The following is a 13,561-nucleotide window of genomic DNA, read 5'->3' as shown; positions in this document are numbered from 1 at the left end:
CTTTAACGTCACGCACCGGCCGTCCGGATTGCCTCGGGGCGTGCCGATTCTTTCCAGCCAGTCATGCCCTCGGCTTCTGCCACCGTATTGGCCGTGCGCTCAAATGTAAGCGCGATGCGTTCGAACATCCCTTCAGCAATAAGCGTTTGGTGATCAGCTTCCACATCGGCATGAGCTGCACGAATAGCGCGCAGCAACTGGGCGCTCACCACCCGGAAATCCGTGTTTACGCCACCTTTTGAGGACATCAGGTAACTGTCAGCCAGCGCAACCTGCCACTGGTTCAGCAACACGTTGACGGCAGGCGTGCGGTGTTTTTGCAGTAGCCGCCGCAGACGCATGGACACATGCCCGAGGTTGAGGCCGGTAAAACCGAGATCGGTCATGTATCGGTGCGGACTGCCGGTTTCCTGATCATAGTTGGCAAGCCTCAGCAAACGGTCTCCCATGCGACCGTTAAACCAGTCTTCCGGCCTGGCGTGGTGATCAATGTTCGTCAGGTCCTTCGCTGTTGAGATCAGTAAACGCCGCTGCATCCGTTTGCCATCAGGCGGTGTGATCAGCTTGAAGATCCAGTAAAGCAGACTCATGCCAACGAACAGCCCCAGCGCAATACTGACCGCCGTGTCAGCATGGAATTCCATATGATTGGTGGGCTGGGTAATGACGGTAAACGGTACGCAAAAGCCAAGTCCGTAAGGCAAGGTCGCGCGGTTAGGCAGGGTGAGCAGGCCCACAAAATAGGGGCCTGCGAGCACCAACACCAGCATCTCGAAATCGCCACTGGTCTGGGACAGCAGGAAAACACCAAAGAACAGGGCCGCAGGAATGGCTGCGATCGCACCCAGCATCAATCGCCGCAACACGACCATCAGCGTAACCGGTGAGAAGCGGGCAAACATGATCGAATAGACCACCGGCAGTATCATCAGCATGATCGCTGCGGGGCTGGCCGATAGCACCCAAAGGATAGCGCCCATCATGAAAACAACGGCGGTACGAAAACCGTTGACGATGCCGATAAGCGGGTCCCGATGGGTCTCCAGCTTGGGCGCTTTGAGCAGTGTTCGATCCCGGTTTTCGAGCGCGTTATATGCCCGTAAGGCGATGACAAGATCAGCCACCAGTTCCAGCGATGTCTGGGTCAGACGACTGACGATTGCAGGCTCATCAACATACTCCGAGCGCAGGCTCAGCAGGGTGCGACGCAGGGTCTGAGCCAGTTTGTAGCTTTCCTCGTAGCTGTTCGCTTCGGCGATGCGATGGAAGTAAAGGCGCATTTCACCGAGCAGTTCGTTAAATGCCGGCGTCACCAGTTCCGCATGATTGCGCTGGAAGCGCCCCAGAATCTGTATCACCGCGAGCAACGACATGATCTTGTTACACAGCAAGTTTGCCGCACGCCCCCTGCCCGGTCCCTCGGTGCCTTCATAAACAACGGCACTGGAATCGTCATTGAGCGCGATGAGGGACTCCAGAATGACATCTGCCAGCTGATGGCGATCGTCCCTTGCGCTCTCCGGATCCAGCTGCAATCGCAGGTAATCCAGCGTCTTGTTGATCACACTGCGGGCATGATCTCGCAGTACATCTTTGACCTTTAGTGGCCACAGCAGCCGGCTCACCAGCAGCGCACACAAAGCGCCCACTGCGATTTCGCTGATCCGCGCCTGGGCGATCTCGAAAATAGCCGGGCTATCGACTGTTCTCGCATCGGCCATAACCAGCACGACAATCAGGCCAGCGCTCATACCCGCCATCGCGAAGGCATATATAAAATTGGTGTTGTGGACCGTTGAGGATGCAGCCGAATTCAGTCCGATCCAGGTGGTCAAACAGATCAGGGCTGCGACCGGATAAGGCATCAGAAATGCGAGGATCAGAATCCCGACACCGGCGCCGACGATCGAGCCGAATATCTGGCAAAGCGCCTTCTCGATGACCAGGCCGCTCTGAGGGCGAATCTGGAGAAATACCGCAGAAACCAGCGCCCAGTAGGGACGATCCAACTGAAGATACATCGACACGTAAAGCGCCAATGCCATGGAGATCACGCCTTTGATGGCATAGATCACCGACCTGCGGTCCGGCGTCAGGAGTTGGGCGAGTAGCGGGTGCACTGGCGTCAGCTCCGCCGGTTATCGGGGTTCGAGATCGATTGAGACCGTCATACCGGCACTGATGTGAATTCCCTCCGGCAGCGGTTCCAGTTTGATATCAACGGGAATGCGCTGCGCAAGGCGTACCCAGTTAAACGCCTGCTGCACCTGGGGAAGCTGCTGGCTGTTGCTGGTGTTATTGGTGTCAGCGATGCCTTTGGCGATACTGACCACCTCGCCATCCAGCTTGTGGCCACCTCCCATCAGGGTTATTCGCGCCTTCTGGCCCACCTGGACACGCTGCAACTTGGTTTCTTCAAAATAGCCGGTGACGTATAACGAATCACTTTTGATAACCGACATCACGGTATTTCCGCGGCTCACATAATTGCCTTCACGCAGGGTGAGGTTGCTGATTGTGCCGTCTTCAGGCGCGATCACGCGGGTACGCTCCAGATCCAGTCGGGCACTGTTCAGCTCAGCTTTCGCCACGTCGTAGGCGGCCTTTGCCGAGGCGGTGTGGATGCGATAGGTTTCCAGATCCTCTTCGCTGATAGCGCTGCGGCCGGTCAGCTTCTCGCGGCGCTGATACTGGTGCCGGGCCAACTCCCAAGCGATGCGCTTTTGCTCCGCCTGCGCCTCGGTTTCCTCGATTCTGGCCTGATAACGCGCGGCATCGATTTCAAACAGGAGATCTCCCTTGGCCACCTGCTGATTATTTGCCAGGTGCATCTGCGTCACCCAACCCGACACATCCGGCGCGATGGTGATAATGTCCGCCCGCACCCGGCCATCCCGGGTCCAGGGCGAATACATATAATGATTCCACGCCCAGTGCCCCGCCACCACAGCAACGACAACCACCAATAATGTCACGCCTATACGAAGCACCTTATTCATAACTCCGTTTCAACTCCCGAAAAAATAAATGATGAGCGCGAGATAGCACACATAAAGCCCCACATCGAACCAGGCTTCCTTCCAGATATACCGCCGCCAGTCCAGGTGGTGTAGTGCCAGCCGGGTGACGGACGCCAGTACAAACGCCATTGGTATCATGACCACCAATGGACTGAACAACATGCCGCCAAATCCCAGTTCGTGAAGCATCAGTGCCTTGTCATCGTCATAGGGTTTATTTCCAGCGAAAACACCCTGAAGGAATCGATCGCATAACCTGCGAATTATTCAGAAGCGCTCGCCAATCTGGATAAAGACAACGGCATCGCTGTCGCCGGTGTAAGCGACGTCCAGTCCGAGATTGAGCGGTTTATCCGGCGTTGTCTGCCAGCGAATACCCCCGCCGATACTGAACGCCGTCTCACCCGACAGTATGCGGTCAGCCTTGTCACTGACCCAGCCGTAGTCGTAAAAACCAACAACCGACCAGCGGGCCCTGAATTGATAGCGCGACTCGATGCTGAGCTTCAGGGCACCGTCGTCCATATAACGCCCCCGATCGTAGCCACGAACGCCCGGAGACGCGAGCATGAAAAACGGGATATCGCCTGCACCGGTTTCGTAATAGGCATTGCTGGCAACCACCAGCTTTGGCGACACCGGAAAATAATTACTCAGGTACGCCGTGGTCTTGCTGAAACTGAAATCACTTCCCAGATCGTCCCCATAATAAAAGGAGCTGATGCCAAAGTCCGCACCCCGGGTAGGATAGTAATTGTTATCGCGGGAATCGTAGGTCAGGGTCAGCCCCAGCCCCGATATCAGAATATTTTTGCCAACGGCTGGCAGAGTCGGCACCAGCGAGCTGAAGTCGAGCGTTACATCGCCCTGACCATAAACGTAAGCGGGCCCCAAAAACCAGTGTTCCGTGCCCGGCAAACGCCACTGCGCGCGGGCAAACCCAACATCAGCATCGAGACTGTAACCAACGGGGTTGCTGGCCAACAGCCCTCCTCCACCGGAACCGAAGTACTTCAGTTGCAACGAGCCCTTCCCCGCTGCCGCCATGAGCCGCAAACTGTCATCGTAAAGGTAAGTCTTGTGGAACAGGCCCGCAAACCAGCTGTCGGTGTCTGTGTACATCAGGCCCAGGCCCGTGGTGGCATTGGGCGAATCATCACTGTTGCCTCGCGCCGGGTGAAGATAAAGAACGGCCAGCTGCAGGCCGGTACCCAGAGTCGGATTTGAAATAGGTATGGGCGCCACCACCCAGTTACCTTTGTCGATATTGGGTGCCAGCTGACTGCTCTCTGTCGAATCCACAAATGCGTCAGGCTCATCAATTGCGTTTGCACGGAATGCCAATGACAGCAGTCCAACGGTGAGTAAAATGCTATAGCGTGTCATGTGGATCAAGATCCCCATTGAACAGCGACATCAGAACCGAACAACCAGTGACGAAATGAAGGACTCCCGAGTGCCGATAAAGCCGTTGTACTCGGCAGTCCATGACAGTCGAGGGCTGACGTCCCAGTTGAAACCGGTAACCAGAGCCCAGCGGTCTTTATTACGTTGCTTGATGCGATATTCCAGCTGAATATCCGTTTTGGGAACGATGAGCGTCCCGTTCACCGTATTTCGACTATCCAGATAGTTTCCGCCTGCAAACAGCGAGAGACGCCCCAGCCGGTTCAACTGGAACGCGTGCCCCCCTCGCGGCGTAATGGTGAGCGAGCGCCCATATGCCACTGCATTGTTGGGCTCCGAATAGGTAATGTTGATAGGCAATGCCACAAACCAGTCGTGCCAGCCACCGGCAAGTACGGTGCCCGCCCCGTAGGTAATCGGACTGACGCCGGTACGGATGGGCAGCGTCACGTTGCGACCTTCCAGAACCAGACAGCTAACAGGCTTGATCACTTTGCTGCAGTCCTTCCCTGCCTGGCTGAGTAGCGCATCGCCATCTACCAGCACATTCATCTGGATGTCGCCATCGACCTGCCCGAACATGGCGAACACATTCATGAAGGGAAACAGCCAGGCATCCACCTTGATCTGCGTGGTCCGCAGCTCAGTGGCCGTGTCATTAAACGCGACGAATTCGTAGGGTTTGGGCTCGGTGCCGTTGAAGCCGACCATCAAGTCGGTAAGCGTCATTTCCTGATCAACATCCGCAATGGTGATACCGATTCCGTACGGGTTCGGCAGATTGAATCCTAAATCCACGACGTCCTGAGCCAGAAAAGGCAAACGATGGGGCCACTTTCGCGGTGCTGCCTCGGTTTGCCTGCTGGGGGAACCGGCCCCCAGAGTGGGGAAGCTGATCGTCGCAAGCCCCGTATCCGTCAGTTCCTGATTTACATTCAGGTGGGTTATGCCGACCCCTGCAACAGCTGCAGCACCGGATTCGCTTCGAGCGAGCACTTCGAGATCACCGTCGGCCAGTATATAGGCGCTGCTGGTATCCCCTAGAGCGCCGCCAAGGCTGGGTTGAAACACCCAGCGGCCCCGCTGCAACTGGTCCAGCATATCCTCAGTCTTGACGATCGCCAGGTATTCGGCCTCAACTGAACCCAGCCCCACACCGACATTCAGGCTGGTGCCGTCGAGATAGGTTCGGGTGCGGCGTTGCTGATCATAAAGCACACATGCGCTTGAAGCGCTTCCGAGGGCGGCCACCATCAAAGTGGTGGCGTTGCACACCATATAGCCAGGCGCAGCCGCCAGCTCTTTGGCAATGGCGGCATCTTCTTCAATAAACCGCTGCAACGACTCCTGGGCCGCGATATCAAGCTCATCCCGCACTCTGTCCCGGTCCTCCACCGGAACAGAACTGCAGCCGGAAGCCAGACCAGCAATACAAGCTGCCGCCCCCCAATACCTGAGGTCGCTGATAGCACGCCGCCAACTTGAGCCCATTGTGTCCACGCCAGCCATCACTCCCCGCCGAATTCCTTTTAATACAAAACACTATAGTTGAATTCCGGACGGTTGCCGGGAGGAATAAGATGCCCGGCGATACTTACCAGGCCGGCAGGCGCCAGCCAAATTCGATACGCCATAGATCGAAGTCGGGGCTGGAGCCCAGACCGTCGCCCACCAGTTCGTAGTGGTCAAAGCCACCGGAAACAAATAACTGCTCACCGATGTCGTAACGCAGGCCCACGCCCATGCCGTAGGTAAAGAAGGTGTCGTCATAGGTCTCGTAATACCGGGAGCAGATATAGCCGTACCAGGGGTCCCACCAACAGACGCCTGAAGGTACATCGTCGGACACGATATTCGAATCAATATATGTCCACCCGAGCCCGCCACGCACATAAGGGGTCAGCGGGCCGGGAAGGAAATTCCAGGCGCCATATAGATGACCGTTAAACACGTCCAGTTCCGAGTCGATCGTTTCCTGGCCACCCCCTTCAACATTGATGGTCGCCTTATAGTCGGGATAGAAAAACGACAGGTCTGCCCCGAACTGCAGGTGCTCATTAACATGATAGGAACCGCCAAATGCCATCCCAACTGCAGAATCGATATCGACGCTCGATCCGTTGCTGCCGTTGCTCTTCTCACTGAAGTTGCCCAACATCTGAATGGACATGTCCCAGCGCTCCGCCCTTTTGGCCTGAACAGCCATTGAACACACAACACCCAGGATCAGAATCACCAGAGTACAGAATTTCACGATCCACTCTCCTTCTGATTAAGCCAACAGCGCAAGAGCGCCCAGGCACCTTTAACTATTAAAATAGTGAACCTGGCGGAGAATGGAAATGTGTGATGACAGCCGCGTACGACACAGCACCGGATTGGCGCCGGTTCACCAGACCGCAAGCAAGGCGCCAACCCCCAGTACAGCGCTGCCACCCACCTCGGCGACAATCAACAGCACCATAAAGATCACCATCAGTACCGGAGGCAATGTCCTGCGCCCCACCCTGTGCGGTTTGCGCAGCTGATTACTGGTGTCTTTCAGCACCCCGTGCACCACATAACTGGCAATTGCGAACGCGAAAAAAGACAGCGCCGAAGCTGCAGCCGCTGTATTAAGCCATTGGGGAAACACACTGTAAGTTGCAAACCACCCGAGCAACATGGCTGCAAAGCTGTACATCAGGGAGCTGCGATGCGCGACATCGACATAGCGTGGTGCGACCGCTCTGGGGCTCGCTGCCATGCAGGCATATTTCCAGATACCGGTGAGCAAACCGGTCATAAAGAAAATAAAGGCAGCCGTCAGGCACAATTTTTCTGCGATTGTCATGATACTGTTTCCATTTATTTTTGATCGAGTCTATCGACAACCGAATTTAAAATCCTGTGTTTACAGGCCTTTCCTGGGCCACCGCCAGCCTCTCCGCAGATAGCAGACCAATTTTCTTGATCTTGGGTCGGGCATCAGCTAATGATAGAGCCACTATTCTTCTATCGAGCATCACCGTGTTCAGATCAATGCCCATGCAACTGTCAGATACTGCGTCATCGCCAGCCCCAGTGCTCCGGGTGATGCGCTGCTGCTTCGCTCTCTTCCATTCTTCTCGCTGAATCCGCACCTGCATCGTCGGATTCGGCGATGACATCGACCCCAGCCCACCAACCAACGAGCAAGCATTCAACGAGAATTGAGAGATCACTATGTCCGACAGACCCGCAATTACCATTACCCAACAGGATCACGACCGACTCTGGGTCATGCTCGAAAGGCAAGCAGCCGATACTGAAACAACGATTGGGCTTGAAGAAGAGTTGTCCCGCGCCACTCTTGTGCCGGCCGGAAACTTGCCTGCCAACATCGTAGCCATGAACTCGACTGTCCGGTTTATGAACGAAGACAACCAGCGCGAACATGAACTGAAGCTGGTCTACCCTTCTGACGCCAAAGGTGCCGAAGGCTGTGTATCCATTCTCGCACCTGCCGGTTCGGCCCTGCTGGGGCTAAGCGTGGGTGACAGGATCGAATGGCCGGTGAACGGGAGAAATATGCTGCACCTGAAAATCATTCAGGTGACCGACTCGTCACAGCCTGCCGTGTGAATTTTGTGGCAGGCCGCAAGCAACGCGGACACCTCAATTGACGTGAGGTGTCCTGGCTTGCACCAAAGCCGGTGGGCAGAGAAGCAACGCCGCCTGTCAACGATGCGTTATCGCTAAAATCAGGCGCGACTCAGAAACCGGCGTTCATCGACGTTGATCTTGATGCGGTCACCGGTGGAGATATGTTCCGGCACCTGCACCACCAGACCGGTCGTCAGGGTTGCCGGCTTGGTTCTGGCGGTGGCTGAACCACCCTTGAGGGAAGGATCTGTCTCTACGATTTCCAGATCAACCGTGGGGGGCAGCCCAAGCGCTACGGGTGAGTCACTGACCAGAATCACTGTCACGCCCTGAGTTTCTTCACTGATGAACAACAGTTCTTCTGCAATGACTTCCCTGTTGAGGCTGTATTGAGTGAAGTCTTCAGTATCCATGAAGACGAACTCATCACCATCCGCGTAGGAAAACGTAGCAGGACGCCGGGTAAGATCCGCCAGCGTCAACATGTCTGAATCCTTGAAGGTCTGGTCGATTTTATTGTTCGTCACAACATCGTACATCCGCATACGGTAGAGACTTCCACCAGCACGACCTTGTGGTACTGAACGCTCGATATCCCTCACGAAGTAGACCCGACCCTCAAACTCAACTGCCGAGTTCTTCTTGATTTCACTTGCTTTTGGCATCTTCCAAAACTCCAGAATTTTAATCAGACAGAGATCGACCGACACAATGCGATCACCGACTACACAACCGCCCTCACGCGATGCTTTCACCGGTATGCTGATATACCACGAAGACACAGTCCAGGCGATAGTGGATCGATAACCGTATTCGAAAACAGCCCGGTTTGAGCATGCCTCAGGCGTCTTGCGAAATAAGGGGAACGTCCTATTCTGGAAATCATCAGAACAGGCAAAATAGATGGCTGAACAATCCGAACCCCGTTTCTAACTTTCATTCATCCCATGCCATGGAGTTCACATGCACAAGGATACGCCCCAACATTACGGCACCATCAGCCGGCTGTTTCACTGGAGCACTGCGCTTCTCTTGCTCTGGCAGTTCACCACAGCGTTCGGGCATCTCCTGCTGGATGACACGCCCGTTGGGGATTTCCTATGGAGTAGCCACAAACCTACAGGGCTGGTAATTATCGTACTGATCACGATCAGATTAGCCTGGGCATTGTGGACCCATCCCCGCCGCCCAGCCGCGATCAATCAGCTCGCAGCGTATGGCCACTACGCTCTTTATGCACTGATGCTACTCATACCCGCACTCGCGCTGTTGCGACAGTATGGTTCAGGAAGGAGCTTTACACCTTTCGGGATACCGCTAATGCCGGGCTTTGAAGGCGAAGCCATTGAATGGATGACCTTGCCCGCTAACGTGCTGCACAGCTGGCTGGGATGGCTTCTGTTGGCGATGATCGCAGGGCACATCATGATGGCCCGGGCGCACCGGCGTAGCGGGGATGTCAACGTACTGGAAAGAATGGCATCGAAACGCTAATCCAGAGCGCTACTACCAAACCGCCATCCGGGCGCTACCCGAGCGCCCGCACCATTGCCGCCACCAATTGAGTCTGGCGGCGATAGCCATTCTTGCCCAACAGGCTCTTGATATACTGGCGAACGGTGTGAACTGAAATCGAGAGCTCTTCAGCGATGGATTCTGCCGTCATCCCCTGAGCCAGAAGAGATGCTGTGCGCGCTTCAGCGGGGGTACACTGGAAAAGCTCCTGCAGCCGGTTCTGGTCAACCGGGTTCGCGGCATTAAACAGCACCAGCTCCGCCAAAGCGCCGTGATGATTATTCTCACCCTCAACTAATGGTGTAAGACAGATCGCGATACGTTCATCGTCGGTTTCGTCAAACAACGTGATGATGTCCTGAATACCGTGCCGGGCGTTGAATATACTGGTGACAATTGCACTCTCGAGTTTACGGTTGAAGCGGGCATGCCGGCTTTTGAGCCTTTGCTCCTGTGAATCCGTCACGAACAACCCGGGATGCATAGCCAGCACGACCTCGGCCGCCGCATTGCATTGCACCACCTGTGCGACTTCGTTGAACACAATCATCGGTTTGGAAACGTGGTTCAGGGCAGCGGAGAGGTTCTCGCTATCACCCTTGGAGTGATAAAGCTTTTGATGAAGTTTCACTGCATTTTCAATATGCGGCGCCAGCATATTCATCTGCAGCAGTTCCGTCTCTGTATAAGGCCCTTCATCCCGATGGCGGTTGGTCATGAATACGATCTGGGATTCATCGTTACGGCAAACCAGCATTCCGGCGCTGTCACCAAGACCGGCTTCCTCTGCCCAGACACGGCTCTGCTCCCCCATCATCGCCATAAAATCCACATTGGGATCGCCTCCGGTAAATGAACCAAACTGGCGTGGCGACAGCGCAGTATATTTCAGCAGAGCTTCATCCTGCTGGGGTAAGTCACTATTGATGTACCACTGCTCGAAGCCGTCAGGATAGCCGAACGTCCAGCCATAGATCATCCGGATCGGCGCGTTGGTTAGACCAAGGAGGCCGCCTTGAAGACACCTGAAATGGGATTTGAAAGCATCGAAGAAGGGGTGAAAGCCGCTATTGGAGTTCAGGCAACCATAAAGTGCTGCCACGAGCTGATCGTAGCCAGCGAAGTCATCGAGACCGAAGGCAAATGCGTCGTGCGCCTGCACTTCGCCTCGGTTTGGAGGCACGTCGCCGGCGAACATTTCTTTATCATGAGCCATGACAGGGTAGTGTTTGCGCTAGGGGTTGACGTCAGGCGCCTTCCGGCGCCACTGATGTCCACATTATAGGCAAACCGTAGCATTTATGGCCACACCCGGCCGACTGCGGCTTCAAGCACGCTGCATTCAACGAATTCAGCCCGACGCCAATGTGTCCAGCGATGCCACTGATCGCGACATAAACGGGTTTATGTCACATGCTTCTTCTCGGTTTTCGCAATAATCGAGGTGCACACCAGATCCCCCGTAACATTGAGCCCGGTGGCGCCCATGCCAACCAGCGCATCAATGGAGACCAGCAATGCGACCGTCTCGATCGGCAAGCCTACCTGAGCAAAAACGGTTGCGATCATCACGATGCCAGCACCCGGCACACCGGCAGTGCCGATTGAGGTCAAGGTGCCGATCAGCACGATCTCAATCATGGTCATGAGATCCAGTGGTATACCCACCACGTTGGCAGCGAAAACAGCGGAAATCGCGATACGAATCGCAGCGCCATCCATATTGACGGTGGCCCCGAGTGGAAGACTAACGCCATAAATTTGCTTCGGAATTCCCAGGCGCCGAGCAGCATCCAGAGTAAGTGGCAAAGTGCCTGAACTGCTCTGCGTTGCGAAGGCCGTTGCCATCGGTGTGCGCGCTTCACGGAAAAAATCAGTCAGCCGCACACCGAATGCGCGCATCAGTCCACAATAAACCACTAGATGGACGGCCAGCGCGATATACAGCACAAGCACCATATCGCCCAGTGCCAGAATGGTGTCGGTACCCTGTTCTCCCGCCGTCTTTGCGACAATTGCGAAAACACCGATCGGCACGTATTGAAGGACACCCGCCATCACCTTCAGCGTAATTTCGTTGAGTGCTTCGATCACACGATAAAGCTGGTCGCCCAACGCCGCATGCTTGTCAGACTCACGCACCTTCAGCAAGGCAATACCGAAAACAATAGCGGTGAAAATAATCCCCAGCAGATTCGGCTCAGCAAAAGCGCCGAAAATATTGGTCGGCACAATACTGAGCAGCACTTTCACAAATCCCGGGTTCTCAGGCACCTCGATCTCGGCATTTTCATCCAGCGTCATGCCGCTGCCCGGCTCAAACAGGGAGGCCACAACCAGGCCGACAATCATCGCAAGGGCGGATGTGAGGACATAGAAACCCAACAACTTGCGCCCGACACGCCCCATACTGCCAATGCTCGCCTGATTGATACCGACCAGCAGGGTGAACAACACAATCGGCACAATCAGAAACTTCAGCAGCCTCAGCAGCAACTCACCAAACGGCGCCAGCCAATCGGCAACCTGTGGCCCACCAATCAGGCCCACCACCACGCCCAGCACCAGGGCGATACTGACTCGCAGAATCAACGATGAATTCAAGTAGATGTTCAGCAGAGCCCTCATTCCGCAGCTCCCCCGTCGCAAGAAAAAAACAGCACCATAACGCGGCCCCAATCAAAGATGCCGATGATTGTGGTGGATATCGTCAGGCGGGTAAACAGGAAACGCCTGATAGCTCGCCGGATTATCGCCGGTACACCACGCCCGGTTGAGGAAACAGGAGCCGTTCGTATAGCTACTCCATTGCCCCATCCATTGCATTTCAGAATTCGGAGCTACACTGGTTTATAGAGAAATCCTTCGACGACTGCCAAGTCCCGGAGACTCCATTGATAGAACGAAGAGCATTATCGCTGGTCATGCTGAGTATCCTCCCGCTATCCATTTCAGCCGCCCCGCAAGAGGGAGATAACGCTGAGTCCAACGGGAAGATGAGCAGCAAGTGGCTGGTCGCGCCCGTACTGAGCAACGGCCCCAAACTTGGGCTTTCAGGCGGGGTAAGTGTCAACTATCTCAACCAGTTCGATGGTAGCTCTCCTGCTTCGATGACAGGGCTATCAACAAAGTATTCGGATACGGATTCGTGGACGGCATTTCTATACAACCGATCGTATTGGGACAACGATAGCAAGCGGTTCGTAGGGGTGATCGGCCAGGCCGAGACCAAAAATGATTACAACGATTACCTGGGGCAAGGGCCGGCATCTGTGGATACGCACTTTCAGATGTACTACGCCCGTTACCAACAGCGGGTTTCCGGTTCGGACTGGTTTGTCGGCGGGAGCTATGTCTACACCAACATTAACCCTCAAGCCGCTGACGATGCCACAAACGTCATCATGACGGAGTTCGATATTGGTGAGGCGTACAGCGCAGGCCTGGGGTTGAACATCAACTTTGATACCCGTGACAACCTGATGAATCCCAAAACCGGTTCCAACTTTGAAACCGCCATAACAGCTTTTAACGATGCATTTGGGGGCGACAACAATTATTGGGCTTACAACGTCCAGTATTCCTATTTTCAGGCCATCAGCGATCGTTTGCTGATCGCTTACGATACGGGCGTGCTCTCAACACCTGACGCGCCGACGGCGTCCCAAGCTACCACTCGACGGTTCCGTGGTTATACCCCGGGAGAAAACAGTGCCGAAAACTCGTTATGGGGTCAGGTCGAAGTTCGGTACGTTTTACGCCCTCGTTGGGAACTAGCGGGATTCACGGGCACCACAACGCTGTTCGATTCGGACAACGACCTGAATGAATCTGAAAACTGGTACCCCATGGTGGGACTTGGCGGCCGTTACATTATGGATCCGAAAAGTCAGACCATTCTTCGATTGGATTACGCGGTGGGCAAGGCAAACAATCAGGGGTTATATCTGAGCCTGGGTCAGCCGTTCTGATGCCTCATTCAAACAAAAAACCGG

13 protein-coding genes are annotated in these 13,561 nt (G+C 55.1%); 3 read left to right on the top strand and 10 right to left on the bottom strand.

The features are described from left to right. Positions 1–8: 8 nt before the first annotated feature. From ACUN9X_RS07160 to ACUN9X_RS07130, 7 genes are all read right to left on the bottom strand, one after another. Positions 9–2,120 carry an FUSC family protein gene (locus tag ACUN9X_RS07160; RefSeq protein WP_445472632.1) on the bottom strand — a complete coding sequence of 704 codons (2,112 nt, stop codon included), beginning with the start codon at positions 2,118–2,120 and terminating at the stop codon, positions 9–11. 18 nt (positions 2,121–2,138) lie between these two features. Then, on the bottom strand, positions 2,139–2,999 hold the full coding sequence (locus ACUN9X_RS07155) for an efflux RND transporter periplasmic adaptor subunit (RefSeq protein WP_445472631.1): 861 nt from the start codon (positions 2,997–2,999) through the stop codon (positions 2,139–2,141). Positions 3,000–3,008: 9 nt separating this feature from the next. Continuing rightward, positions 3,009–3,209: a DUF1656 domain-containing protein gene (locus tag ACUN9X_RS07150; RefSeq protein ID WP_260036288.1), complete on the bottom strand. Its 201-nt coding sequence runs from the start codon at positions 3,207–3,209 to the stop codon at positions 3,009–3,011. Positions 3,210–3,287: 78 nt separating this feature from the next. Beyond that, positions 3,288–4,406 carry a BamA/TamA family outer membrane protein gene (locus tag ACUN9X_RS07145; protein ID WP_445472630.1) on the bottom strand — a complete coding sequence of 373 codons (1,119 nt, stop codon included), beginning with the start codon at positions 4,404–4,406 and terminating at the stop codon, positions 3,288–3,290. Positions 4,407–4,436: 30 nt separating this feature from the next. Beyond that, entirely contained in the window at positions 4,437–5,804 is a 1,368-nt protein-coding gene (locus ACUN9X_RS07140; protein WP_445472629.1) for a hypothetical protein, read from the bottom strand. 217 nt (positions 5,805–6,021) lie between these two features. Further along, positions 6,022–6,681, bottom strand: coding sequence for a porin family protein (locus ACUN9X_RS07135; protein ID WP_260036291.1), 660 nt, complete (start codon positions 6,679–6,681; stop codon positions 6,022–6,024). Between the two features lie 135 nt (positions 6,682–6,816). Beyond that, on the bottom strand, positions 6,817–7,260 hold the full coding sequence (locus ACUN9X_RS07130; protein ID WP_260036292.1) for a hypothetical protein: 444 nt from the start codon (positions 7,258–7,260) through the stop codon (positions 6,817–6,819). A gap of 371 nt (positions 7,261–7,631) precedes the next feature. Between ACUN9X_RS07130 and rnk the strand changes: the two genes are divergently transcribed. After that, complete coding sequence (rnk, locus tag ACUN9X_RS07125) at positions 7,632–8,030, top strand: nucleoside diphosphate kinase regulator (protein ID WP_445472628.1); 399 nt, start codon at positions 7,632–7,634, stop codon at positions 8,028–8,030. 119 nt (positions 8,031–8,149) lie between these two features. On the opposite strand, the gene efpL is transcribed toward rnk, so the two are convergent. Beyond that, positions 8,150–8,716, bottom strand: coding sequence for an elongation factor P-like protein EfpL (gene efpL, locus ACUN9X_RS07120; protein ID WP_445472627.1), 567 nt, complete (start codon positions 8,714–8,716; stop codon positions 8,150–8,152). A gap of 298 nt (positions 8,717–9,014) precedes the next feature. Between efpL and ACUN9X_RS07115 the strand changes: the two genes are divergently transcribed. Then, positions 9,015–9,545: a cytochrome b gene (locus ACUN9X_RS07115; RefSeq protein WP_445472626.1), complete on the top strand. Its 531-nt coding sequence runs from the start codon at positions 9,015–9,017 to the stop codon at positions 9,543–9,545. Between the two features lie 34 nt (positions 9,546–9,579). Here the strand turns inward: ACUN9X_RS07115 and ACUN9X_RS07110 are convergent, their stop codons facing one another. Together ACUN9X_RS07110 and ACUN9X_RS07105 are read right to left on the bottom strand one after the other, a co-directional pair. Next, positions 9,580–10,782: a helix-turn-helix transcriptional regulator gene (locus ACUN9X_RS07110; protein ID WP_445472625.1), complete on the bottom strand. Its 1,203-nt coding sequence runs from the start codon at positions 10,780–10,782 to the stop codon at positions 9,580–9,582. 188 nt (positions 10,783–10,970) lie between these two features. Continuing rightward, positions 10,971–12,194, bottom strand: coding sequence for a dicarboxylate/amino acid:cation symporter (locus tag ACUN9X_RS07105; protein WP_445472624.1), 1,224 nt, complete (start codon positions 12,192–12,194; stop codon positions 10,971–10,973). Positions 12,195–12,460: 266 nt separating this feature from the next. Between ACUN9X_RS07105 and ACUN9X_RS07100 the strand changes: the two genes are divergently transcribed. Next, on the top strand, positions 12,461–13,537 hold the full coding sequence (locus ACUN9X_RS07100) for a hypothetical protein (protein WP_445472623.1): 1,077 nt from the start codon (positions 12,461–12,463) through the stop codon (positions 13,535–13,537). The last annotated feature ends 24 nt before the right edge of the window (positions 13,538–13,561 follow it).

This window comes from Marinobacter sp. V032 (assembly GCF_052645435.1).
Note: the sequence above shows the minus strand (reverse complement) of the source record. Positions and strands in the feature narration are given on the sequence as shown.